Raw genomic sequence first — 24,640 nt, 5'->3', positions numbered from 1 at the left:
AATGACCCAGTCCCTGGCCGATATGCGCCGCGATTACACCCGCGATGGCCTGACCGAAGCCCAGGCTCCGGCGCAGCCGTTCGCGTTGTTTCGTCAATGGTTCGATGATGCCCTGAACACCGAGCAGCCACCGGTGGAAGCCAACGCCATGACCCTGGCGACGGTGGATAGCGAAGGCCGCCCGCATTGCCGGATCGTTCTGCTCAAGGGCCTGGACGAGGAGGGTTTTACCTTCTTCACCAACTACGACAGCGCCAAGGGCCAGCAGCTGCTGGCCAACCCGTTCGCGGCCATGACCTTCTTCTGGCCGGCGCTGGAGCGTCAGGTGCGTATTGAGGGCCGGGTGGTCAAGGTCAGCCCGCAAGAATCGGACGAGTATTACCAGGTGCGCCCGCTGGGCAGCCGCCTGGGCGCCTGGGCCTCACCGCAGAGCCGGGTGATCGCTAACCGCGCCGAGCTCGAGGGCCTGGTCAAGGCCACCGAACAGCGCTTTAGCGACAACCAGCCACACTGCCCGGAGCACTGGGGTGGCTACCGCCTGCTACCCGAGCGCATCGAGTTCTGGCAGGGCCGCGCCAGCCGCCTGCACGACCGCCTCAACTATCGCTTGCAGCAAGGTAACTGGCTGCGTGAGCGCCTCGCGCCTTAATCGGCCTGGTAACCGGCGGCCTCGCGTTCCAGCCAGGCCGCCAGTTCACTGCGTTTGACCTTTTGCGCCTTGGCGCTGTCCAGACGTTGTAGCATGAAGGCTTTCTTGCCTTCGTCCTGGCCTGCCAGCGACAAGGCCAGGTCACGGTCCATCCAGCGCTTGATGCGAACGTAGATCCACCAGTGGAAGTACAAGCCTGCCACGGTGGTTATGACGACGATGAAGTAATCCATGTCTATCCTTGCGCTAGAAGTTTCTACAGGCTGCCCCGATAGCAACAGGCTGTACGGAAGCTGAATGGAAGCAATTTTACCCCGCATGTGTCGTGACAGTCGTCAATGCGCGGAGTCTAATGAGCATCTGTCTTACGGAGATCATCCAATGCGTAAATCTGTTCTGCTGGTGGCAAGCTTCACCACAATGTCGCTGCTGCTTGGTGGTTGTGCCTCGAGCCTGACCGGCGATTCGTACTCCCGTGATGAAGCGCGCCGTGTGCAGACCGTGCGCATGGGCACCATCGAGTCCCTGCGGCCGGTAAAAATCGAAGGGACCAAGACCCCGATCGGCGGCGGCGCCGGTGCCATCGTCGGCGGCGTCGCCGGCAGTGCGGTAGGTGGTGGCCGCGGCAGTATCGTTGCCGCCGTGATCGGCGCCGTGGCCGGTGGCCTGGCAGGCTCCGCTGCCGAAGAAGGCCTGACCCGCACCCAGGGCGTGGAAATCACCGTGCGTGAAGATGACGGCAGCATGCGCGCCTACGTGCAGGCCGTGCAGCAGAACGAGATCTTCCGCGTCGGCGAGCGTGTGCGGATCATGACCGTCGACGGCACCAGCCGCGTCACTCACTGAGTTTTGCACCACCCATTAAAAACCCCGACTCGGCAAAGCCGGTCGGGGTTTTTTATTGCCTTGAGACTCAGGCCGTGACGGGCTTGCGACTCGACAGCGCGGTGATGCCATAGCCGATCAGCGCGGCCAGAATGGAACCGGTGAGAATGCCCATGCGGTCCATGCCGGCGTATTCGCTGCTACCCGGCACGAAGGCCAGGGAGCCGACAAACAGGCTCATGGTAAAGCCGATGCCGCAGAGAATCGCCACACCCAGCACCTGGCCCCAGTTGGCACCCGCCGGCAAGGCGGCCATGCCGGCCTTGATCATCAGCCAGGCGAAGCCGAACACGCCGAGGGTCTTGCCCACCAGCAAACCTACGGCAATGCCCATCGGCACGTGATGGGTGAAGCTTTCGAGGCTGACCCCGGCCAGTGACACACCGGCGTTGGCGAAGGCGAACAGCGGCAGGATGCCATAGGCAACCCAGGGGTGCAGGGCGTGCTCCAGGCTCAGCAGCGGCGAAGGCTCGGCGTTCTTGGTGCGCAGCGGAATGCACAGCGCCAGGGTGACACCGGCCAGGGTGGCGTGCACACCGCTCTTGAGCACGCAGACCCAGAGGATCAGGCCGACCACCATGTACGGGCCAAGCTTGACCACGCCCATGCGGTTCATCGCGATCAGTACCAGCAGGCAAGCTGCCGCCAGGCCCAGCGACAGGCTCGACAGGGTACCCGAGTAGAACAGGGCGATAACGATGATCGCCCCCAGGTCGTCGATGATCGCCAGGGTCATCAGGAACAGCTTGAGCGAAACCGGTACGCGCTTGCCGAGCAAGGCCAGCACGCCGAGGGCGAAGGCGATGTCGGTGGCCATGGGGATTGCCCAGCCAGCCACGGCAGCCGGGTTGTCCTTGTTGAGGAACCAGTAGATCAGCGCCGGTACCACCATGCCGCCGATAGCGGCTGCGCCGGGCAAGACGATCTGCGAAGGCTTGGACAGATGCCCGTCGACCACCTCGCGCTTGACCTCCAGGCCAATCAGCAGAAAGAACAGGGCCATCAGCCCGTCGTTGATCCACAACAACAGGGGCTTGGCGATTTTCAGCGCGCCAATCTGGGCGACTACGGGAACATCCAGCAAGCCGTTGTACAGGTACGACAAGGGCGAGTTGTTGATGATCAAGGCCAGGGCAGCTGCAGCAATCAGTAATAGACCGCTGGCAGCTTCCAACTGAAAGAAACGAGTGAAAGTGCTACGCAGGGGCAAGGGCGCTCTCCATCCTGAAGGTTCTGATAGGGGCACACCCTACCCTGTGGTGATATTCTTTAAAACAAAAACTATATTCGTTTTTGTTATAAGCTGTAACCAACTCACGCCATGCAGCCTAGCAGTTGCAGTCGATAATTCACCGTGGCTGTATCTGTAGCAATTATCGGAATTTTCCTAACATGTTCTGCTGAACTTCGAACTTTTTGCCCGAGAATCGACCATGACCGATCACCGCCAGTGGGCCCGTGAAGCCATCCGCATCATCGAAGCGGACTTCCAGCGCAGCGCCGATACCCACCTGATCCCGCTGCCGCTGCCTGGGTTTCCTGAGGTTGAGCTGTATTTCAAGGATGAGTCGAGCCACCCCACTGGCAGCCTCAAGCACCGGCTCGCGCGTTCGTTGTTTCTTTATGCCCTGTGTAACGGCTGGTTGCGTCCGGGCGCGCCGGTAATCGAGGCGTCGAGCGGCTCGACGGCGATTTCCGAAGCCTACTTTGCGCGCTTGCTTGGGCTGCCCTTCATTGCCGTGGTACCAGCCAGTACCTCGCAGGAAAAGATCGCCCAGATCGCCTTCTATGGTGGCCAGAGCCACCTGGTGCAGGATCCGACGCAGATCTACGCCGAGTCCGAGCGTCTGGCCCGGGAAAGCGGCGGACACTTCATGGACCAGTTCACCTATGCCGAGCGCGCTACCGACTGGCGGGCGAACAACAACATCGCCGAGTCGATCTTTGCCCAGATGCGCTTCGAGCAATTTCCCGAACCGAGCTGGCTGATTTCCAGCCCCGGTACCGGTGGCACTACCGCGACCCTGGGCCGTTACGTGCGTTATCGCCAGCACGCCACCCGGGTGTTGTGCGCCGATGCCGAGCGCTCGGTATTTTTCGACTGCTATAAGAGCGGTGACCGCTCGCTGCGCCTGGACTGTGGTTCGCGCATCGAAGGCATCGGCCGACCGCGGGTCGAGGCGTCGTTCCTGGCGCAGGTGATCGACGCCATGGTCAAGGTGCCGGACGCCCTGTCACTGGCGGCCATGCATTACCTGGCTCAGCGCCTGGGGCGGCGGGTCGGCGGCTCCAGCGGCACCAACCTGATCGGTGCCCTGGCGGCGGCGCAACACATGCGCGCGGCGGGGGAGGCCGGCTCGATCGTGGCGATCCTCTGCGACGGCGGCGATCGCTACGCCACTACCTACTATGACCAGGACTGGTTGAGCGGGCAGGGGTATCAGCTGGAGGGGATGATTGCGGCGGTGACGGCGTGTGTCGAGCGCGGTGAAGCGCTGCCGGCGTCGGTATTGCGCGAGGGTGTTTGAAGGCGGGCTGCCTTGCAGCCCATCGCGGATCACGTCGAGTCGTCGCACCGCCGTTCCCACAGGATTGCAGATATCTCTGTGGGAGCGGCGGTGCGGCGACCCGACTTGACCCGCGATAGCTACTTAGGCCTGCAGACCGAGCATGCTGCGCGCCACCGCTTCAGCAATGCGAATCCCGTCGACACCTGCCGAAAGGATCCCGCCGGCATAACCAGCACCTTCACCCGCCGGGAACAGGCCCTTGAGGTTCAGGCTCTGCATGCTGGCATCACGGGTGATGCGCAGCGGCGATGAGGTGCGGGTTTCGATCCCGGTCAACACCGCGTCTGGCAGGTTGTAGCCCTTGATCTGCCGATCGAAGGCTGGCAATGCTTCGCGAATGGCTTCGATGGCAAAATCCGGCAGGCTTGGCGCCAGGTCGCCGAGGTTCACCCCCGGTTTGTAGGACGGCTCGACACTGCCGATGGCGGTGGACGGCCGCCCGGCAACGAAGTCACCGACCAGTTGCGCAGGTGCCTGGTAGTTGCTGCCGCCCAGCACGTAAGCGTGGGCTTCGAGTTTTTCCTGCAGCTCGATACCGGCCAGCGGGCCACCCGGGTAGTCCTGCTCGGGGGTAATGCCGACAACAATACCGGAGTTGGCATTGCGCTCGTTACGCGAGTACTGGCTCATGCCGTTGGTGACTACCCGGCCCGGCTCGCTGGTAGCGGCAACCACGGTGCCGCCCGGGCACATGCAGAAGCTGTAGACCGAACGGCCGTTCTTGGCGTGGTACACCAGCTTGTAATCGGCTGCACCGAGTTTCGGGTGGCCGGCATACTTGCCCAGGCGCGCCTGGTCGATCAGCGATTGCGGGTGCTCGATCCGAAAACCGATGGAGAACGGCTTGGCTTCCATGAACACGCCACGGGCGTGCAGCATGCGGAAGGTGTCACGGGCACTGTGGCCCAGGGCCAGGACGACGTGGCGCGAGTGCAGCTGTTCGCCACTTTCCAGGACTACGCCATTGAGCTGGCCGTCGTCCATCAACAGGTCGGTGACCTTCTGTTCGAAGCGTACTTCGCCGCCCAGTGCCTGAATTTCCTGGCGCATGTTTTCGACCATGCCGGTCAGGCGGAAGGTACCGATGTGCGGCTTGCTGACGTAGAGGATCTCGTCCGGTGCACCGGCTCTGACGAACTCGTGCAATACCTTGCGGCCGTGGTGCTGCGGGTCCTTGATCTGGCTGTACAGCTTGCCGTCGGAGAAGGTCCCGGCGCCGCCTTCGCCGAACTGCACGTTCGACTCGGGATTGAGCACGCTTTTGCGCCACAGGCCCCAGGTGTCCTTGGTGCGCTGGCGAACTTCCTTGCCGCGCTCGAGGATGATCGGCTTGAAGCCCATCTGCGCCAGCAGCAGGCCGGCGAAAATCCCGCACGGGCCGAAGCCGACCACAATGGGCCGCTCCTGCAGGTCGGCAGGTGCTTGGCCAACCACTTTGTAGCTGACATCGGGGGCGACGTTGACGTTGTGATCGTCGGCGAACTTTTGCAGCAGTTCGGCTTCGTTGCTCGCCTGCAGGTCGATGGTGTAGATGAACAGCAGCTCGCTGTTCTTCTTGCGCGCATCGTAGCTGCGCTTGAACAGGGTGAAGTCCAGCAGTTGCTCGTCGCTGATCCCAAGGCGTTGCACGATGGCCTCGCGCAGGGCTTCATCAGGATGATCCAGCGGCAGCTTCAGTTCGGTGATTCGTAACATGGCAGGGTCCAGTATCCCGGCCATGAACGGCCGGCGGCTTTACACAAACCGCCAAGTATAAGCTGTTCGCCGCCTTTGCAGGCAGGTTAAACGCAGGCGCCGATGATCAGTCGTTGCGTGAGCCACCGTAGTAGGCGCAGCCGCGCAGGGTCTGGCCGTCCACCCGTAGCTCGGCGATCAGATGCTGGACACTGCCGGTGGCGCTGTCGACGCAGCGTTGCGGAGCGACCCAGAGCTCGACTTTCTGGCCGTTGGCCTCGGTGTTGAGGCTGAAGCGCCCGTCGGGCAGCTGTTCTTCCAGGAAAGGGACCGCCAGTGTTGGCTGGCCGAGGCGTTCGAGGACCATGCCCTTGCCGCCGGCCTTGAGGTTCCAGTCCGGCTCGTGGCCACTGGCGCGCAGGGTCAGGCGCTTGAAGTTGGGGTCGCTGCAGGCGCTGCTGGAGTGTTCGATGCGGTACAGGCGTTGTACGTTCAACTGGCCGTCGTTGCCGGCCTTTGCGCTGGCCGACAAGGTACCGCGCACGTCGGCGAACAGGGTGCCGGGGGTGGCCGCCAGCGCGCTGGCTTCCTGCAGCAGGCCGGTGTTGCCGCTGTCGGTCACGGCAAAGCGGCGGGTCTCTTCGCAGGGCTTGAACAGCAGCTGTCCGCCCTGGGCCGTCAGTTCGCCCTGCATGCGGGTCTGGCCGGCGGTAGAGGCGGCTTGCGGTTTTTCAGCCAGCATCTGGCAGCCGGCGAACAGCGGCAACAAGGCGACAAGCAACAGCGAAGGGGCGGCACGCATCAAGCAAACTCCAGCATCTCGAGCAAAAGGTGCCGCCACGTTACGCAGGCTGGTCGCCGATCACAAGGCCTTAGCCCACCTGGTAGGTCTGGCCGGTTTGCAAACCTTCGACGCTCTTGGCATAGGCCAGCGCCACGTCGGCGGCCGGAACGGGTTTGAATCCGCGAAAATATGGCGCATAGGCCGGCATGGCTTCGACCAGTACAGTGGGGCTGATGGTGTTGACCCGCAGGCCACGGGGCAGTTCGATGGCGGCAGCTTTGACGAACGCATCGAGGGCGCCGTTAACCAGCGCGGCCGAGGCCCCGGTGCGAATCGGGTCGCGGTTGAGGATGCCGCTGGTAAAGGTGAACGAGCCGCCATCATTGATGAACTCGCGGCCGATCAGCAGCAGGTTGACCTGGCCCATGAGCTTGTCGTTCAGGCCCAGGGCGAAGTGCTCTGCGTTCATTTCATCGAGGGCGGCGAAGGTGACATTGCCGGCGGCGCAGACCAGGGCATCGAAGCGGCCGGTTTGCTCGAACAGGCGCCGGATCGAGGCACTGTCGCTGATGTCCACCTGATAGTCGCCGCTGCTGCGGCCGATGCGCAGCACTTCATGACGTTGCTCCAGCTCTTTGGCAACCGCCGAACCGATGGTACCGCTGGCGCCGATCAACAGGATTTTCATTGAGCCATTCCTCGTAGGGTGTGTAGACAAGGCTCAAGTCTAGGGTGGATTTTTCTGTAGATAAGCGTGCTAATAGGCAACCTTTGGTTTTCATCTGGAAACAATCCATGAGCGACCTCGATGACCTGGCGGCCTTTGCCGTGCTGATGGATGCCGGCAGCTTTACCTTGGCCGCGCAACAACTGGGCTGGAGCAAGGGGCAACTGTCCAAGCGCATCAGTGCTCTTGAGGCCAGCCATTCGGTGAAGTTGCTGCACCGCACTACCCGGCGGCTGAGCCTGACTGCGGCTGGCGCCATGTTGCTGCCCCAGGCGCAGGCACTGGTGCGGCAAATGGAAGGGGCGCGGCAGACCCTGGCCATGCTCAAGGACGAACTGGCGGGACCGGTGCGAATCACCGTGCCGGTGTCGTTGGGCGAGACGTTTTTTGAAGGATTGCTGCTGGAGTTCGCCGCTCGCTACCCGGACCTGCAAGTGGAGCTTGAGCTCAATAACGGCTATCGCGACTTGTTGGGCGACGGCTTTGACCTGGCGATTCGCACCGATGTCCAGGATGACGCGCGACTGGTTGCCCGCCCGGTGCTGGCCATGCAGGAGCTGACATGCGCCAGCCCGGCCTACTTGCAGCGCTATGGCGAACCGATGGTGCCGGGCGAACTGAGCAGCCATCGCTGCCTGCTCAACAGCCATTACAGCGGCCGTGAAGAGTGGTTGTATCACCAGCAGCACGAACTGTTGCGGGTGCAGGTGGCGGGCAGCTTTGCCAGCAATCATTACAGTTTGCTGAAGAAGGCGGCGCTGCTGGGCGCCGGGGTCGCCCGTCTGCCGTCGTACATGCTCCATGCAGAACTGGCTGACGGCCGCTTGCAGTGGTTGCTGCGCGACTATCAGACGCGCAGCGTGCCGTTGTTCCTGGTGCACCCCTATCAAGGCGGGATGCCGCAGCGGGTCCAGGTGCTGGCCGATTACCTGCTGGCCTGGTTCAGGCGCAGCAGCCAGGCCTTGCGGACCCTGTAGGGGTTACATCTTGTCGTCGTGCATTTCGTTTTTCATCATCTTGTCGTTCTTTTCCATCTTCTTTTCCATCTTCATGTCGTTGCTCATGTCCATCTTCTTGTCGTCGGCCATTTTCTTGTCCATTTTCATGTCTTTCTCCATGCTTGCTTCCTTGCTCATTTTCATGTCGTCGGCGGCGTGGACAACAGGCAGGAAGGCCAGGCTCGAGCCCAGGGAGAGGATAAGTGCGGCGGCGCTGAGGGACTTGTTCATGATGAGGCTCCAGTAGTAAGGGGAGGTTAGAGCCAGCGCTTCTGGCCCACCTGCAGCACTAGAGTCCGGTGCCCTGGAGGCGTTACAGCAGGCAAGAAAAAAGGCCCGAAGGCCTTTTTTCATTTGTGGCATATAGCGTCTGGCATCAACCGCCCAGGTAGGCGTCGCGGACTTTCGGGTCGGTCAGCAGCGCTTCACCGGTGCCTTCCATCACCACCCGGCCGTTTTCCAGCACATAGGCACGGTCGGCGACTTTCAGCGCCTGGTTGGCGTTCTGTTCGACCAGGAACACCGTTACGCCATCACGGCGCAGTTGCTCGATGATGTCGAAGATCTGCTGGATGATGATCGGTGCCAGGCCCAGCGATGGCTCGTCGAGTAGCAGCAGCTTGGGTTTGCTCATCAGCGCCCGGCCGATGGCGAGCATCTGCTGCTCGCCGCCGGACATGGTGCCGCCACGCTGGCTGAAGCGCTCCTTCAGGCGCGGGAACAGTTGCAGGACCTTGTCCATCTGCTCCTGGTAATCGCCCTTGTCGGTGAAGAAACCGCCCATGGCCAGGTTTTCTTCCACGGTCAGGCGGGCGAACACGCGGCGGCCTTCAGGGACCACAGCGATGCTCTTGCGCATGATGTGCGAGGACGGCTGGCCGACCAGCTCTTCACCCAGGTAGCGGATGCTGCCGCTGCTCGCTTGCGGCGAGCCGCAGAGGGTCATCAGCAGGGTCGATTTGCCGGCACCGTTGGCACCGATCAGGGTGACGATCTCGCCCTGGCGGATCTCGACGTTGACGCTGTGCAGTGCCTGGATCTTGCCGTAGAAGGTGGAAACGTTTTCGAACTGCAGCATTTACGCTTCCCCCAGGTAGGCTTTGATCACTTCAGGGTTGTCGCGGATCTGTTCCGGCGTACCGTCGGCCAGGGGCGTGCCCTGGTTGATCACCACGATGTGGTCGGAGATGCTCATGACCAGTTTCATGTCGTGCTCGATCAGTAGCACGGTGACGTTATGCTCTTCACGCAGCACGCTGATCAGCGCCTTGAGGTCTTCGGTCTCTTTCGGGTTGAGCCCGGCCGCCGGTTCGTCGAGCATGATGATCCGAGGACGGGTCATCATGCAGCGGGCGATTTCCAGGCGCCGTTGCTGGCCGTAGGCAAGTGTACCGGCAGGGCGGTTGGCGAACTCGAGCAGGTCGACCTTCTCCAGCCAGTACCGTGCGTACTCTTTTGCTTCGAGCTCGCTGCGGCGGAAGGACGGGGTCTTGAGCAGGCCGGCGAAGAAGTTGGTGTTCAGGTGCCGGTGCTGGGCGATCAGCAGGTTTTCCAGGGCGGTCATCTCTTTGAACAGACGCACGTTCTGGAAGGTCCGCACCACACCCTTGCGGGCGATCTGATGGCCGGCCAGGCCCTGGATCGGCTGGCCGTCGAGCAGGATGCTGCCGGCACTCGGCTTGTAGAAACCGGTCAGGCAATTGAACACCGTGGTCTTGCCGGCGCCGTTCGGGCCGATCAACGCCACTACCTGTTTTTCCTTGACGGTCAGGGCTACGCCGTTGACCGCCAACAAGCCGCCGAAGCGCATGCTCAGGCCGCTGACTTGCAGAATTTCGCGGCTCATCGACGCAGCTCCATATGTGGACGTTGCATAGGCAGCAGGCCTTGCGGACGCCAGATCATCATCAACACCATCAGCGCACCGAACATCAACATGCGGTATTCGCTGAATTCACGCATCAGCTCAGGCAGCAGGATCATCACGATGGCCGCAAGGATCACGCCCAGTTGCGAGCCCATGCCGCCGAGCACGACGATGGCGAGGATGATGGCCGATTCGATGAAGGTGAACGACTCCGGTGTCACCAGACCCTGGCGTGCGGCGAAGAAGCTGCCGGCAAAACCGGCGAAGCAGGCACCCAGGGTGAACGCCGAGAGCTTGATGATGGTCGGGTTCAGGCCCAGTGCGCGGCAGGCGATTTCATCTTCACGCAGGGCTTCCCAGGCGCGACCGATCGGCATGCGCAGCAGGCGGTTGATCACGAACAGCGCCAGCAAGGCCAGCAGCAGCGCCACCAGGTAGAGGAAGATCACCTTGTTGATCGAGTTGTACTGCAGGCCGAAGAACTCGTGGAAGGTCTGCATGCCCTCGGCGGCCTTGCGTTCGAAGGTCAGGCCGAAGAAGGTTGGTTTCTCGATGTTGCTGATCCCGTTGGGGCCGCCGGTAAGACCGGTGAGGTTTCGCAGGAATAGGCGGATGATTTCACCGAAACCCAGGGTCACGATGGCCAGGTAGTCACCGCGCAGACGCAATACCGGGAAGCCGAGCAGGAAGCCGAAGGTTGCCGCCATCAGGCCGGCAATCGGCAGGCAGATCCAGAAGCTCAGGCCGTAGTAGTGCGACAGCAGGGCGTAGCTGTAGGCGCCGACGGCATAGAAGCCGACGTAACCCAGGTCGAGCAGGCCAGCCAGGCCGACCACGATGTTCAGGCCAAGGCCCAGCAACACGTAGATCAGAATCAGGGTGGCGATGTCGACCGCGCCGCGTGAGCCGAAGAACGGCCACACCAGTGCAACCATGATCAGGCCGATGATGATCCAGCGCTGGGTCTTGGGCAGGGTCAGGAAGTTGCTCATGGCCGGCGAGATCAACTTACGGCCCGAACGGCGGCTGGTTGCCGCGCTCCATTGCTTGTCGAACAGCACGCGCAAGAACATCAGCACCGAACACACGGCGATGACCGTGAGGGTGAAAGGCCCTTGGCTGTGAACGATCAGGTTGATGCCGTCGATGCTGAGTTTCAGGCCCAGCACCGGGAAGGCGACAGCCCAGACCAGCAAGGCGCTGAAGAACGCCTGTTTAAGATTTTTGTTCATACTTTTTCAACCTCCGGACGGCCGAGGATGCCGGTCGGACGGAACAACAGCACCAGAACCAACAGGCCGAATGCCACGACGTCCTTGTACTGGTCACCGAAGATATCGGCGCCAAAGGCTTCAGCCACCCCCAGCACCAGCCCGCCGAGCATGGCGCCCGGAATGCTGCCGATGCCGCCCAGCACCGCCGCGGTAAAGGCCTTCAGGCCCACCAGGAAACCGGCGTTGGGGTTGATCACCCCGTACTGCATGCTCAGCAGCACGGCCGCCACGGCCGCCAGGGCGGCACCGATGACGAAGGTCAGGGCGATGATGTTGTTGGTGTTGATGCCAAGCAGGTTGGCCATCTTGATGTCTTCGGCACAGGCCCGGCAGGCCCGGCCCAGACGCGAGCGGGAGATGAACAGGGTCAAACCGGTCATGGCCACCAGGGTGACTACGAAAACCAGGATCTGCATGTAGGAGATCAGCACTTCCTCTGCGCCGCCCGGGCCGAAGGAGATACTCCCAGGGATCAGGTTGGGGATGGACTTGTCCTTGGAGTCCTGGGATAGCAATACGGTGTTTTGCAGGAAAATCGACATACCGATGGCAGAAATCAGCGGGATCAACCGGTTGCTGTTACGCAACGGACGGTAGGCGACCCGTTCGATACTGTAGCCATAGGCACTGGTAACGAAGATCGTGGCGACGAAGGCGACGGTCATCAATATCGGCAGTGAATCGATCCCCATCATGGCCAGGCCCGCAAGGGCGATGAAGGCCACGTAGGAACCGATCATGTACACCTCGCCATGGGCGAAGTTGATCATTCCAATGATGCCGTAAACCATTGTGTAGCCAATGGCTATCAAGGCATAGGTGCTGCCAATGGTCAGACCATTAACCAGCTGTTGGAAGAAGTGATAGATCTCAGGCATTACAGCGCTCCTAAAAACCTGATACGCATTTCACTGGTGGGGATGCCCCCGGCCTGGTCTTGTGGTCTTGGCCACTTCGGCACAGGCAACTGCCAGCGAACCGCTGGTGACGGTTTTAAGATTTTCAGGTGAACCTGCTCCCGGATCGCGGGAATCAGGCCCATGAACCTCGTAAAACAAAGCCCACTGCTCGCACAGTGGGCTTGTAGTCATATAGTCAGACGGGATTACTGAGGGGAAACTTCGGTTTTAGGTTTGCCGAAATGCCATTCGTAGACCACGAATTTGAAGTCTTTCAGGTCGCCTTTGGCGTCGTACGACAGGTCGCCGGTCGGGGTCTTGAAGGTGCCGGCATGGATGGCTGCAGCCACTTTGTCGGTGTCTTCGGACTTGGCCGCCTTGATGCCTTCGGCGATCAGTTCGACAGCCGAGTAGGCCGGGAACACGAACGGGCCGCTTGGGTCTTTGCCGTCAGCCTTGATGGCATCGGCGATGGCCTTGTTCGCAGGGTCGGCGTCGAAGGATTTCGGCAGGGTCACCAGCAGGCCTTCGGAAGCGCCTTGGGCGATCTGCGAGATGGAGTCGTTACCGACACCTTCAGGGCCCATGAACTTGGCGTTCAGGCCTTTCTCTTTGGCTTGGCGCAGGATCAGGCCCAGCTCCGGGTGGTAGCCGCCGTAGTAGACGAAGTCGACATTGGCTTGCTTGAGCTTCTGAATGATCGAGGAGAAGTCCTTGTCGCCGGCGTTCAGGCCTTCGAACACGGCAACCTTGACACCTTTGCCTTCGAGGGTGGTTTTGACCGCGCTGGCGATGCCTTCACCGTACTGCTGTTTGTCGTGCAGTACCGCAACCACTTTCGGTTTCACATGGTCGGCGATGTAGTTGCCAGCCGCAGGGCCCTGGGCGCTGTCCAGGCCGATGGTGCGGAAGATCAGCTTGTAGCCGCGGGCGGTGATTTCCGGGCTGGTGGCAGCCGGGGTGATCATGATCACGCCTTCGTCTTCGTAGATGTCGGACGCAGGCTGGGTGGAGCTGGAGCACAGGTGGCCGACCACGTATTTGACGCCGTCGTTGACCACTTTGTTGGCGACTGCCACGGCCTGTTTAGGGTCGCAAGCGTCATCGTATTCTTTGGCTTCAAGCATCTTGCCGTCGACGCCGCCCTTGGCGTTGATGTCCTTGATGGCCTGTTTTGCACCGATGAACTGCATGTCGCCGTACTGAGTGACCGGGCCGGTTTTCGGGCCGGCGATGCCGATCTTGATGGTATCGGCTGCAAACGAATGGCTGGCAACCCCGGCCAGAACCATTGCGGCAAACAGTTTGGAAATCTGCTTAGTAGCCTTACTCATAGTGCTCCACTCATTCTGTTGTAATTTTTATAGTCCTGGCGGCCAGAGCTTGAGGACCGGATCAGGTTCCATGAGAGGCCACGCCTCGTCACGGACCCGGATAACCCCCGGAACGGCCCTGGCAACTGTACCGGCACAGTGTAGAGCGCTGCTTTGTCGCTTGAAAAGCAGGCCCGCCGGGGCAAAAACCAGGGGTGTCGCCTAATCGACAGAAAGTTATAGAAAAACGCCGTTGTTTTGCCAGTTTCTCTGGTCAAACCCGGGCATTTACTACCTTGTCGATCAATTACTTATTTTGAAACTGGGTTTTTCTGCAAAAATACCGACCTTTATCGCGGTCGAATTATTTCTGGTAGGAACCCATGACAGATCAACCAAGCACCCTCTATGCCAAATTGCTCGGCGAGACAGCAATAATCGAGTGGAAAGCGCTGGAGCGTTTTTGGGCCAAGGGTGACCTGATTTGGGTCGAGCCGACCCTGGACCTGATCGATGTTGCACAGGCAATGGCCGAAAACCGTAGCGAAAGCGTCGCTGCATGGCGTAATGCTGGCACTGTCGGAGCGGTCACTGCAGAGCAGGCACTAGACCTTCAGAGCCGCGATCCAGAGATCTGGGCCGTGGTGGTCTCGCCGTTTATTGTGATTCAGGAAAAGACCAACGGCTGATCACGCGCCAAAATGGTGCGTGAAAATGCACAGCGGGATGGTTTTGGTGCGCGGGACTGTTCAGCCGGGGTGGCTGTTGGTAACAGTTGGGTGTGCCAAGGCAGTGCGGTAACAGTCTGATCGCGGGGCAAGCCTGCTCCTACCGATGTAGGAGCGGGCTTGCCCCGCGATGCTTTCGATCAGTAATCCACTTTGCCGGTATGGCTGTTCAACGAGATCACCCGGGTCTTGCCGATGCGGTGACGGTAGATCTCACGCAGGTATTTCACCGCTTTCTTCACGCATTCGCGTGATAACCGGATGTCATTGATCGAGACGAACTTGCTCTTGTCGTTGATCAGCTCGCGGTATTTCTTCTCGTACATCGGTTTGATCGCGTACCAGTTGGTATCGAGGATCTTCGCCGGGTTCTCGAACTCGTTGAGCAGGTCATCGATGCGGTCTTCATCGAAGGCATCGCTGGTGATGAACTCAAGGATGGCATTGTCCAGAGTATCGTCGAAGCGGTACGGGTTACGCGCAAAACAGCGCTTGATAAAGGCCACGATCAGGGTCAGGAAGTCGTCCGACAGGCACGGGCTCTTGGCGATCAGGGTGGTCAGCGACAGGTTCGCCGAGGCACCGATCACCAGCGCATAGCGTTTGAGCGTGGTGTTGGGGAACAGGCTGTTGAGGTGAGTCTTGAGCCGGTTCAGGTCCATGTACGACAGCTTGTAGTCCTTGGGCAGCGACACGATCGACACCACCGACGAGCAGTTCTTGAAAAAATGCAGGTCGTGCAGCGCCGCCGCGTCGTAGCCGGAGGCCTGGTATTGCTCAAGGGCGGCGCGGTAGCGGCGGGATTCAATCGGCAGCAGGCTGATGCCTTCGATCGCCTGGGTCACCTTGTTGAAGTGCGGCAGGTCGATGGAGCGGAAGAACAGGTCGTCGATATTCAGCCGCGGCTGCTCTTTCTCGAACACCTTGAATTTGTCCGAGCTGGGCGAGGGCTGTTCCGGCACTACCGATTCGGCGTAGGCGATGGCCACGGGGCCTGCCAGGCTCATGAACAGGTCGTTGGCATCCAGGCGGATGGTTTCGCCGATATCGATGCCGGCACGACGGAAGTAGTTCTGGTCGTAGTCGGTGGTTACTGCCTGGGCGGTGAGGATGTTGAAGATCTGCTGGGAGATGTACTGGTTGGCGTGCTTCTCCATGGCGTTGACGTCGATGTTCTGGATGTTGCCGTCATCGTTCTCTTCGGCGTAGCGCATGATGTCGTTGGAGATCAGCATCATCGCGTTCCACGGGCGGATGCGGCCCATGACGCTGGCTTCGCTGCTGTCTTCATTGTCGAAGTTGTACGAGAAGTCCCATTCCTCGGACAGGTACTTGCACAACAACCGGCCGGCGTTGATGTGCAGGGCTTCGGACATTTCGCTGCGATGATCGGAGATGTTCGGCAGCACGCAGATACCGCTGGTGAAGATCGGCTCGAAGACGAACGAATGACCGCTCTTGCCGTCGTTCTCGTCGGCCGGCTTGGTGTCGAACGTCTTGTTCATGTACGAATATTGCTGGGCCAGGCCGAACTCCGAAGCCATGCCCGAGCCGGTACCGCCACCGGCGCTGAAGATGTAGAAATACAGGCGTGACTGGTTGGCCTTGATCCCGCAGGAGTCGATCAGGTACGAGTGGATCAGCTTCCAGTCGGCGCTGGAGAAGCGGTGGGTTTCCTTGTTGAGGATGATCTTGGCCAGGTACTGGCCGAGGATCGGCGCGTTACCGGCGCCACCGGCATGGACTTCCGACAGGTCCATGATTTTCATCTTGCTGTAGTCGCGGATAAAACCGCTCTTCTCACCCTTGCGCGAAAAACGGATGCGTCCGGCGATGTCCTTGTCGAGGTCGCCGAGCATCACCAGCGGCTCTACCAGGAACACCGGCTTGGTGCCCTTGTTCTGCACCAGGCGCAGGTTGTTGCGAATCCAGCGCGCCGGGCTGTAGTTCGGTTCGCTGCCGGCGCGGTCTTCGTTGTTGAATTCGTTGAGGTAGAAGGTCCTGGCGTTGTATACAAGTTCTGCGACATCCAGGGCGATGTTCGAGCCACAACGGCCCAGGCCAATCAGGCACACCGAGGGGAACTGCTGGTCCAGGCGCAACTGGGTGTCGTCTTCGACATGCACGCTGGGCGGGAACACCAGGTCACGCAGGCCATCGAGGTTGTCGAGGATGCGCTGGATATCGGTTTCGGTGAAGTACAGGTACTGCTGCGGGTTGAGCGCCCGCGGGCTGTAGTAGCTCGAGCCGGGAGCGCTGTACGCGGGAGTGGGTGATGTCAGCTCGGAAACCGCGTTGGCAGAAGTAGTCTTGGAGGTCATTTTGCGCCATTTGCCTGGGGGTGGGTGGCTGTTCTAGTAGGTAGCATAGAGCCATCACTGGATGAGGTTCGCGACTGTATCAGTGCGCATTTGGCGTGGGCGATAGGGGTTAACCCGATGCCTGTGTAGGAGTTTTCCTTGCCACGCCTGCAAACTGAATCGTCCGATCAGTCAACTTCTTTAATCTGTCTGGAGCTGTACATGAGCACTGCACGTCCTTCGTTGGGGTTTGCCGGTATCGGGCTGATGGGCTTGCCCATGTGTCGGCGGTTGCTGGCCGCAGGTTATCCGCTGACGGTGTGGAACCGCTCGGCGGACAAATGCGCCGAACTGGTCAAGGCCGGTGCCCGCCAGGTGGCGACTCCGGCCGAGCTGTGCCAGCACGCCGAGGTGCTGATGCTGTGCCTGGCCGACACGGCGGTGGTGCGCGAGGTGGTGTTTGGTGAGCAGGGCATTGCTGGCGCAGGCAAGGCCGGCCAGTTGCTGGTGGACTTTTCCAGCCTCGAGCCGACCGCTACCCGTGAGATGGCCAGCGAACTGGCGGCGAAAACCGGCATGCACTGGCTCGACACCCCGGTCTCCGGCGGCACGCCAGGCGCCGAAGCCGGCACTTTGGCGATCATGGTCGGTGGTGAGGCGGCCGACCTTGAGCGCGTGCGCCCGCTGTTGTTGACCCTTGGTCAACGCGTGACCCACATGGGGCCGGTCGGGGCAGGGCAGGTAACCAAGGCCTGCAACCAGATGATCGTTGCCTGCAATGCGCTGGTGATTGCCGAGGTGGTGGCGCTGGCCGAGCAATCAGGCGTCGACGCCAGCCTGATCGCCGAGGCCCTGGCGGGTGGTTTCGCCGATTCAAGGCCGCTGCAGATCCTGGCCCCGCAAATGGCCGCCAGTCGCTTCGAGCCGGTGAAGTGGCACGTGCGCACCTTGCTCAAGGATCTGGACAGCGCGGTGAAATTTTCCCGCGAACAGGGTTCGTCGACCCCGATCAGCGGCCTGGCCGCCCAACTGATGCGCTTGCATGGTAGCCAGGGCTATCTGCAAAAAGATCCGGCGACACTGATTGATCTGTACCGGCGTAAGGATTGATGCTGCTCAGCGCCTGTTCATGGCGCTGGTTGAGTTCGCCCAGGATCGGCCGCAGTTCACCCAGTGGCACGGGCCGGCTGAGCAGGTAGCCCTGGAGGTAATCGCAGCCTTGCTGGGCGAGGAACTGGTACTGCTCGGTGGTTTCAACGCCTTCGGTGATCACCTGCAGGTGCAGGGTGTGGGCCATGACGATGATGGCCTGGACGATTTCCATGTCCTGGCGGCAACGCGGTACATCCTGAATGAACGAGCGATCGATCTTCAGGGTGTCCAGCGGCAAGCGCTTGAGGTAGGCCAGTGACGAGTAGCCGGTGCCAAAGTCATCGATCGACAGCGACACGCCCTGGGCGCGGATGCGCTTGAGCAGGGCGATGGTGTTGTGAATGTTGCCCATCAGCGCGTTTTCGGTGACTTCCAGCTCCAGCTGGCGCGCCGGAATGCCGGCCTGACGCAGGGCATCTTCGACTTCCTGGGCCAGTTCTTCGCGGGCCAGGGTCAACGCCGAGCAGTTGACGGTTACCTTGAGCCCGTCGTAACCGTGGCGGTTGAGCTGGGCCAGGTCTTCGCAGGCATGGCGCAACACCCATAGGTCGAGTTCGGCGATCAGGCCGTTGGCTTCGGCAATGCCGATGAAGCGGTCCGGGCTGAGCAGCCCGTGCTGTGGATGTTGCCATCGCACCAGGGCCTCGAGCTTGGCCACCTGGCCGCTGTGAAGGTCGAAAATCGGTTGGTAGTGGATGCGCAGGCCACGTTCTTCGAGCAGGGCGATGCGCAGTTCTTCTTCCAGTTGCAGCTCGAGGGTGGCGCGGGTTTTCAGGTTGCTGTTGAAGAAGTTCAGGTTGTTGCGCCCGCAACCCTTGGATTGATACAGGGCCAGGTCGGCGTTTTTCAACAGCTCGTCACAACTGCGGCCATCATCGGGGAACACGCTGATACCGATGCTGGTGGTCATGACCATGCGCCGACCGGCCAGGTCGATCGGCTCCTTCATCTTCTGCATGATGCGCTGGGCCAAGTGCCGGGCCTCATCGCGGCTGTGCAGGGCGGTGAGGATACAGAACTCGTCGCCCCCGAACCGGGCGACCACATCCTGGCTGCGGGTGGCGGTCTTGATGTGCGCGGCAATCACCTTGAGCAACTCGTCGCCTGCATCATGGCCGAGGCTGTCGTTGATGCGCTTGAAGTGATCGATGTCGAGGAACATCACCGCCAGCATGCCGTCATTGGCGGTTTGCTCGGCCAGGCGCTCGGCGAACACCTGGTTGAAGCCGCGGCGGTTGACCAGGTTGGTCAGGGCGTCGTAGTGGGCGGCCTGCTGCAAGGACACCCGGGCCTGGTCGAGCTGGCTGAGCAGCACGTTGACCCGGCGCAGGTCGTGCTCCTTGCTTTGCAGCTTCTTGTCCGAGAGCGCGGCGCTGATGCTACTGGCGCTGATCAACAGGGTAATGAAGGCGATGGTCAGGCTCAGTTGCAGGCTGTTGTCGCTGACCGGCAGCGACAGCGCGGTGTCCGCGGGTAGTACCAGGGTCAAGGCGGCCATGCCCAGCAGATGGGTCGCGACAATGCCGCCGGCCATCAGCAGGCTGGCGCCGTATTTCATCAGTTGAAAGAGGGTGCCGCTGCCATTGCGCAAATAACGGGCGAACAGCAGCGCCGCGAGGCTGGTGGCGATGGCGGCAGCGACCGAGGCGGCGAACAGGTCGGGGCGATAGAACTGCTGGGCGCTGGAGCGCATGGCGGCCATGCCGGTGTAGTGCATGGCAATGATCCCCAGGCCGAAGCACACCGCCGCTTGCAGGTAGTGGCGCGGCAGCAGTTGCTGGCGGCTCAGGGTATTCATGGCCATCCAGCCGGCCAGCAGCATGATCAGCAGCGAGACGCCGGTCAGGGCCACGTCGTAGTGAACCTCCAGCGGCGTTTGCAGGGCCAGCATGCTGATGAAGTGCATGGCCCAGATGCCGCCAGCCAGACAGCAGGCGCCGAGCAAGCGCCATTGCCGCTGGGCCGCGGGTTGCTCGACGTGGCTCAGGCGCTCGGCCATGTCGAGGGTGGCGAAGCTACCGGCACAGGCGATCAGAAAGGCAAGCAGCACCAGGTAGGGGTTGTGCCTGCAATCGAGAAGGATCTGTCCGGTTGCCGGAAGTTCGGCGAGCATTTGCAGCCCCAGCCACTCCATAGCATGCCTCTTTTTCGAGTTGGCACTCGTCCCCCTATAGCCCGCTTGGAGACCGTTGTGCAGGAGTATAGGAACTCAGCATTAGTCCATCCTGAATAATGGCATATTGATTCCTACGATTTGGTCATTGAACCAATAGCGCCAGGTTCTAAAACCGCGAATGGTTACAATTACCCGGTATCAGTCCGGTCAATGGTGGCAGACAGATCGGCAAGTGCCCTCTAGATTCAGTTCGGCGTGCTGGAAAGCCCCGAACAATAATAACGAGGGACTGATCGATGCAGAGCTCCACTCAAGCGGCCAACGCCTGGCGAATCCTGTTCCTGCTGTTTCTGGCCAACCTGTTCAACTTCTTCGACCGCACCATTCCCGCCATCATCATCGAGCCGATCCGCCTGGAATGGCACCTGAGCGACTTTCAGATCGGCTTGATCGGTACCGCCTTCACCCTGGTCTATGCCATTGCCGGCCTGCCGCTGGGGCGCCTGGCCGATAATGGTTCACGCAGCAAACTGATGGGCTGGGGGCTGATGGCCTGGAGCGGGCTGACCGCGGTCAACGGCATGGTCGGCAGCTTCTGGAGCTTTTTGCTGGTGCGCATGGGCGTAGGCATCGGTGAGGCCAGCTATGCGCCAGCCGCCAACTCACTGATCGGCGACCTGTTCCCCGCCGAGAAGCGCGCGCGGGCCATGGGCATTTTCATGCTCGGCCTGCCGTTGGGCCTGTTGCTGGCGTTCTTCACCATCGGCGCGATGGTGCAGGCCTTTGACAGCTGGCGGGCGCCGTTCTTTATCGCCGCAGTGCCCGGGTTGTTGCTGGCGCTGTTCATGTTCATGATCCGCGAGCCGGCGCGCGGCGCGGCGGAATCGGTGGCGATCTCCCAGGCGCCCGTGGACCGGCCGTTGCGCCGGGTTCTGAGTGTGCCGACCTTCTGCTGGCTGGTGCTTGCGGGCCTTACCTTCAACTTCGCCACCTACGCCTGCAACTCGTTCATGGTGCCGATGCTGCAGCGTTACTTTTTGCTCTCGCTGCAGCAGGCCGCGGTGGCCACCGGGGTCATTGTCGGCCTGACCGGGCTGGTTGGCCTGACCCTTGGCGGCTGGATTGCCGACAAGGTACACCAGCGCTTTGCCAACGGGCGCTTGTTGTTCGGTGCCCTGAGCATGCTGATCGCCACCCTGGCCACCGCCTGGGCGTTGCACGCCGGGCGGATCGAGATCGGCGTATTCGTGGCGGTGTTCGGTGTCGGCTGGTTGTTTGCCTACAACTTCTATACCTGTGTCTACACCGCGATTCAGGATGTGGTGCAGCCGCGTCTGCGGGCCACGGCCATGGCGCTGTTCTTTGCCGGGCTTTATCTGCTCGGTGGCGGCCTGGGGCCGGTGGTGGTGGGGGCGCTTTCGGACCATTTTGCCGTGGCGGCCATGCAGGCAGCGGGGGCGGTGCAGATGAGCGAGGCATTCAAGGCTGAAGGCCTGCACGGGGCGATGTACCTGATACCGGTGGCGTTGATGTTGACGCTGGTGTTCCTGCTGCTGGCCTCGCGGTGCTTCAGCCGGGATGCGCAGAGGATGCGCGAGGGGATGGTGGCTGACAGCGAAATGATGGCCGCCAAGCCTGTGGTGGCTTGAAAAAGCATCGCGGGTCAAGTCGAGTCGTCGCACCGCCGCTCCCACAGAATCACCAATATCTCTGTGGGAGCGGCGGTGCGACGACTCGACTTGACCCGCGATTGAACCGATGCAAATTATCCGGCGACCAGCACCCGAATCGCTTCCAGGCGCAGCGCCGCTTTATCAAGCATCGCCAGGCCTTGTTCACGCTGCTTGCGCAGGGCGTCGATTTCGCTGTCGCGAACGGTCGGGTTGACCGCTTGCAGGGCGATCAGGCGCGCCAGCTCTTCATCGGTTTGCGCCGCCAGCCGGCGTTGGGCTTGGGCGACACGTTCGGCATGGCGCGGCATGATCTTGGCTTCGCCGTCGTTGATCCGCGGCGCCAGCACGTCGCGCTGGGCCTGGATGAACTTGTTGGCGCTGGCCTTGGGCACGCTCTCGAGCTGGTCGTTGAGGGTCTCGAAGGACACCCGCGAAGCCAGGTCGTTGCCGTTGGCGTCGAGCAGGCAGCGCAGCGCGGCCGGCGGCAAGTACCGGCCCAGCTGCAGGGCGCGCGGAGCCACCACTTCACTGACGTACAGCAGCTCCAGCAGCACGGTGCCGGGCTTGAGCGCCTTGTTCTTGATCAGCGCCACCGAAGTGTTGCCCATCGAACCGGACAGCACCAGGTCCATGCCGCCCTGGACCATCGGGTGCTCCCAGGTGATGAACTGCATGTCTTCACGTGACAGCGCCTGGTTGCGGTCGTAGGTGATGGTCACGCCTTCGTCGTCGCCCAGCGGGAAGCTGGCGTCGAGCATTTTTTCGCTCGGCTTGAGGATCAGGGCGTTTTCCGAGTGGTCTTCACTGTCGATGCCAAACGCGTCGAACAGGGTTTCCATGTAGATCGGCAGGGCGAACTGGTCATCCTGCTCAAGGATCGCCTCGACCAGCTCCTGGCCTTCACCGGCGCCACCGGAGTTGAGCTCCAGCAAACGGTCGCGACCACTGTGCAGCTCGGCTTCGAGGCGCTCGCGTTCGGCACGGGCCTCGTCGACCAGCGCTTGCCACTCATCGTCATCGCCGCTTTCGAGCAGCGGCAGCAGGCGCGGGCCAAACTGGTGCTGCAGGGCGTTGCCGGTCGGGCAGGTGTTGAGGAAGGCGTTCAGGGCCTGGTTGTACCACTGGAACAGGCGCTCTTGCGGGCTGTTCTGCAGGTGCGGCACGTGCAGCTCGATGGTGTGCTTCTGGCCGATGCGGTCCAGGCGGCCGATTCGCTGCTCGAGCAGGTCCGGGTGGGCTGGCAGGTCGAACAGCACCAGGTGGTGGGCGAACTGGAAGTTGCGGCCTTCACTGCCGATTTCCGAGCAGATCAGCACCTGGGCGCCGAATTCTTCGTCGGCGAAGTAGGCCGCAGCGCGGTCGCGCTCAAGAATGCTCATGCCTTCATGGAACACCGTCGCGGGGATACCGGAACGCACGCGCAGGGCGTCTTCCAGGTCCATGGCGGTTTCGGCGTGGGCGCAGATCACCAGGACCTTGACCCGCTTGAGCATCTTCAGGGTGTCGATCAGCCAGTCGACCCGAGGGTCGAAGCGCCACCAGCGCTCTTCTTCGCTGCCTTCGCTCTGGGACTGGAAAGCAACCTCAGGGTACAGCTCGGCGTGCTCGCCCAGCGGCAGCTCCATGTACTGGTCGGGGTTGGGCAGCGGGTAGGGGTGCAGGTTGCGCTCAGGGAAACCCTGGACCGCCGCGCGGGTGTTACGGAACAGCACGCGGCCGGTGCCGTGGCGGTCGAGCAACTCGCGAATCAGGCGGGCGCTGGCCTGGGTATCGCCATCGTTGACCGCAGCCAGCAGGGCTTCGCCTTCGGCACCGAGGAAACCCTCGATGGTGGCGTGGGCCTTGGGCGACAGGCGGCCTTCGTCGAGCAGCTCCTGGACCGCTTCGGCTACCGGGCGATAGTGCTCGCTTTCGGCGCGGAACGCGGCCAGGTCGTGGAAACGGTTCGGGTCGAGCAGGCGCAGGCGCGCGAAGTGGCTGTCCTGGCCCAGTTGCTCCGGGGTCGCGGTGAGCAGCAGCACGCCGGGGATGACCTCGGCCAGTTGCTCGACCAGGGCGTACTCGGGGCTGACCTGGTCTTCATGCCAGACCAGGTGGTGCGCCTCGTCGACCACCAGCAGGTCCCAGCCGGCGGCAAACAGCGCGTCCTGGGCCTTTTCGTCTTCAGTCAGCCATTCTAGGGCAACCAGCGCCAGTTGGGCATCCTCGAAGGGGTTGCTGGCGTCGCTTTCGATAAAGCGCTCGGCATCGAACAGCGCAACCTGCAGGTTGAAGCGCCGGCGCATTTCCACCAGCCACTGGTGCTGCAGGTTCTCCGGGACCAGGATCAGCACACGGCTGGCGCGGCCCGAGAGCAACTGGCGATGGATCACCAGGCCGGCTTCGATGGTCTTGCCCAGGCCTACTTCGTCGGCCAGCAGAACCCGCGGGGCGATACGGTCGGCCACTTCACGGGCGATATGCAACTGGTGGGCAATCGGTTGCGCGCGGGTGCCGCCCAGGCCCCAGAGCGACGACTGCAACTGACGGCTGGTGTGCTCGAGGGTGTTGTAGCGCAACGAGAACCACGGCAGCGGGTCGATCTGCCCGGCGAACAGGCGGTCACTGGCCAGGCGGAACTGGATGAAGTTCGACAGCTGGGTTTCTGGCAGGGTGCGCGCCTGGTTCTGCGCGTCCAGGCCATGATAGACCAGCAGGCCGTCGACATCCTCGACCTCGCGCACGGTCAGCTTCCACCCTTCGAAATGGGTGATCTGGTCGCCAGGCGAGAAGCGCACCCGGGTCAGGGGCGCATTGCGCAGGGAGTACTGGCGGGTGTCGCCAGTGGCCGGGTAGAGCACGGTCAACAAGCGGCCGTCCTGTGCCAGAACGGTCCCCAGACCTAGCTCGGCTTCGCTGTCGCTGATCCAGCGTTGCCCCGGTTGATACTGCTGCGCCATACTGCCTGACTCCCGCCATGAAAAAGCCGACTATCTTAACGGATAGCTCTGTGCAGACCAAAGAGTCTAGCAACTTCATCGACGAAAACCGC

The 24,640-nt window shown here is 61.7% G+C and carries 21 protein-coding genes; 7 read left to right on the top strand and 14 right to left on the bottom strand.

All coding sequences use genetic code 11. From position 1 onward, the window contains the following. Window position 1 precedes the first annotated feature (1 nt). Entirely contained in the window at window positions 2-649 is a 648-nt protein-coding gene (pdxH, locus tag LOY54_RS21130; protein WP_045197804.1) for a pyridoxamine 5'-phosphate oxidase, read from the top strand. Here the strand turns inward: pdxH and LOY54_RS21125 are convergent. Next, window positions 646-882, bottom strand: a complete 237-nt coding sequence (locus tag LOY54_RS21125; protein WP_038999159.1) for a hypothetical protein — start codon at window positions 880-882, stop codon at window positions 646-648. The genes pdxH and LOY54_RS21125 overlap by 4 nt on opposite strands. A gap of 148 nt (window positions 883-1,030) precedes the next feature. Here LOY54_RS21125 and LOY54_RS21120 point away from each other — a divergent pair, with 148 nt between their 5' ends. Beyond that, entirely contained in the window at window positions 1,031-1,495 is a 465-nt protein-coding gene (locus LOY54_RS21120) for a glycine zipper 2TM domain-containing protein (protein WP_010221079.1), read from the top strand. Window positions 1,496-1,562: 67 nt separating this feature from the next. On the opposite strand, the gene nhaA is transcribed toward LOY54_RS21120, so the two are convergent. After that, window positions 1,563-2,744 carry a Na+/H+ antiporter NhaA gene (gene nhaA, locus LOY54_RS21115; protein WP_045197808.1) on the bottom strand — a complete coding sequence of 394 codons (1,182 nt, stop codon included), beginning with the start codon at window positions 2,742-2,744 and terminating at the stop codon, window positions 1,563-1,565. A 223-nt stretch (window positions 2,745-2,967) separates the two neighbouring features. On the opposite strand from nhaA, the gene LOY54_RS21110 reads away from it, so the two are divergent. Beyond that, on the top strand, window positions 2,968-4,062 hold the full coding sequence (locus tag LOY54_RS21110) for a PLP-dependent cysteine synthase family protein (protein WP_258607808.1): 1,095 nt from the start codon (window positions 2,968-2,970) through the stop codon (window positions 4,060-4,062). 123 nt (window positions 4,063-4,185) lie between these two features. Here LOY54_RS21110 and LOY54_RS21105 read toward each other — a convergent pair whose 3' ends face one another. From LOY54_RS21105 to LOY54_RS21095, 3 genes are all read right to left on the bottom strand, one after another. Next, on the bottom strand, window positions 4,186-5,799 hold the full coding sequence (locus tag LOY54_RS21105) for an NAD(P)/FAD-dependent oxidoreductase (protein ID WP_045197811.1): 1,614 nt from the start codon (window positions 5,797-5,799) through the stop codon (window positions 4,186-4,188). Between the two features lie 106 nt (window positions 5,800-5,905). Further along, window positions 5,906-6,580 carry a COG3650 family protein gene (locus LOY54_RS21100; protein WP_045197813.1) on the bottom strand — a complete coding sequence of 225 codons (675 nt, stop codon included), beginning with the start codon at window positions 6,578-6,580 and terminating at the stop codon, window positions 5,906-5,908. 70 nt (window positions 6,581-6,650) lie between these two features. Next, window positions 6,651-7,250, bottom strand: coding sequence for a short chain dehydrogenase (locus tag LOY54_RS21095; RefSeq protein ID WP_045197815.1), 600 nt, complete (start codon window positions 7,248-7,250; stop codon window positions 6,651-6,653). Window positions 7,251-7,357: 107 nt separating this feature from the next. Between LOY54_RS21095 and LOY54_RS21090 the strand changes: the two genes are divergently transcribed. Continuing rightward, window positions 7,358-8,266, top strand: a complete 909-nt coding sequence (locus tag LOY54_RS21090) for a LysR family transcriptional regulator (RefSeq protein ID WP_093380195.1) — start codon at window positions 7,358-7,360, stop codon at window positions 8,264-8,266. Between the two features lie 3 nt (window positions 8,267-8,269). Here LOY54_RS21090 and LOY54_RS21085 read toward each other — a convergent pair whose 3' ends face one another. The 6 genes from LOY54_RS21085 to LOY54_RS21060 form a co-directional block, all read right to left on the bottom strand. Continuing rightward, entirely contained in the window at window positions 8,270-8,518 is a 249-nt protein-coding gene (locus LOY54_RS21085; RefSeq protein ID WP_195884858.1) for a hypothetical protein, read from the bottom strand. Between the two features lie 145 nt (window positions 8,519-8,663). Beyond that, on the bottom strand, window positions 8,664-9,365 hold the full coding sequence (locus LOY54_RS21080) for an ABC transporter ATP-binding protein (protein ID WP_045197821.1): 702 nt from the start codon (window positions 9,363-9,365) through the stop codon (window positions 8,664-8,666). After that, entirely contained in the window at window positions 9,366-10,133 is a 768-nt protein-coding gene (livG, locus tag LOY54_RS21075) for a high-affinity branched-chain amino acid ABC transporter ATP-binding protein LivG (protein ID WP_045197823.1), read from the bottom strand. Then, window positions 10,130-11,386: a high-affinity branched-chain amino acid ABC transporter permease LivM gene (locus LOY54_RS21070; RefSeq protein WP_045197825.1), complete on the bottom strand. Its 1,257-nt coding sequence runs from the start codon at window positions 11,384-11,386 to the stop codon at window positions 10,130-10,132. The genes livG and LOY54_RS21070 overlap by 4 nt, the downstream gene beginning before the upstream one ends. After that, window positions 11,383-12,306 (bottom strand): high-affinity branched-chain amino acid ABC transporter permease LivH, encoded by a 924-nt coding sequence (gene livH, locus LOY54_RS21065; protein WP_028943524.1) that lies wholly within the window; start codon window positions 12,304-12,306, stop codon window positions 11,383-11,385. The genes LOY54_RS21070 and livH overlap by 4 nt, the downstream gene beginning before the upstream one ends. Before the next feature lie 227 nt (window positions 12,307-12,533). Further along, the gene (locus tag LOY54_RS21060) at window positions 12,534-13,661 is read right to left on the bottom strand and encodes a branched-chain amino acid ABC transporter substrate-binding protein (RefSeq protein WP_258607806.1); all 1,128 of its coding nucleotides are present in this window, start codon (window positions 13,659-13,661) and stop codon (window positions 12,534-12,536) included. Window positions 13,662-14,023: 362 nt separating this feature from the next. Here LOY54_RS21060 and LOY54_RS21055 point away from each other — a divergent pair, with 362 nt between their 5' ends. Beyond that, window positions 14,024-14,329: a DUF2288 domain-containing protein gene (locus LOY54_RS21055; protein WP_045197829.1), complete on the top strand. Its 306-nt coding sequence runs from the start codon at window positions 14,024-14,026 to the stop codon at window positions 14,327-14,329. 179 nt (window positions 14,330-14,508) lie between these two features. Here LOY54_RS21055 and LOY54_RS21050 read toward each other — a convergent pair whose 3' ends face one another. Then, the gene (locus LOY54_RS21050) at window positions 14,509-16,689 is read right to left on the bottom strand and encodes a hypothetical protein (RefSeq protein WP_045197831.1); all 2,181 of its coding nucleotides are present in this window, start codon (window positions 16,687-16,689) and stop codon (window positions 14,509-14,511) included. Window positions 16,690-16,890: 201 nt separating this feature from the next. Here LOY54_RS21050 and LOY54_RS21045 point away from each other — a divergent pair, with 201 nt between their 5' ends. Further along, the gene (locus LOY54_RS21045) at window positions 16,891-17,778 is read left to right on the top strand and encodes an NAD(P)-dependent oxidoreductase (protein ID WP_258607804.1); all 888 of its coding nucleotides are present in this window, start codon (window positions 16,891-16,893) and stop codon (window positions 17,776-17,778) included. On the opposite strand, the gene LOY54_RS21040 is transcribed toward LOY54_RS21045, so the two are convergent. After that, the gene (locus tag LOY54_RS21040; RefSeq protein WP_045197836.1) at window positions 17,678-19,954 is read right to left on the bottom strand and encodes a bifunctional diguanylate cyclase/phosphodiesterase; all 2,277 of its coding nucleotides are present in this window, start codon (window positions 19,952-19,954) and stop codon (window positions 17,678-17,680) included. The two genes, LOY54_RS21045 and LOY54_RS21040, sit on opposite strands and share 101 nt — an antisense overlap. A gap of 278 nt (window positions 19,955-20,232) precedes the next feature. Here LOY54_RS21040 and LOY54_RS21035 point away from each other — a divergent pair, with 278 nt between their 5' ends. After that, a complete protein-coding gene (locus LOY54_RS21035) occupies window positions 20,233-21,585 on the top strand; it encodes an MFS transporter (protein ID WP_093380206.1) in 1,353 nt (450 codons plus the stop codon). 116 nt (window positions 21,586-21,701) lie between these two features. Here LOY54_RS21035 and rapA read toward each other — a convergent pair whose 3' ends face one another. Then, window positions 21,702-24,548: an RNA polymerase-associated protein RapA gene (gene rapA / locus LOY54_RS21030; protein WP_045197840.1), complete on the bottom strand. Its 2,847-nt coding sequence runs from the start codon at window positions 24,546-24,548 to the stop codon at window positions 21,702-21,704. Between the last annotated feature and the right edge of the window lie 92 nt (window positions 24,549-24,640).

This window comes from Pseudomonas sp. B21-032 (assembly GCF_024748965.1).
In the GTDB taxonomy this organism is placed as follows: Bacteria; Pseudomonadota; Gammaproteobacteria; order Pseudomonadales; family Pseudomonadaceae; genus Aquipseudomonas.
Note: the sequence above shows the minus strand (reverse complement) of the source record. Positions and strands in the feature narration are given on the sequence as shown.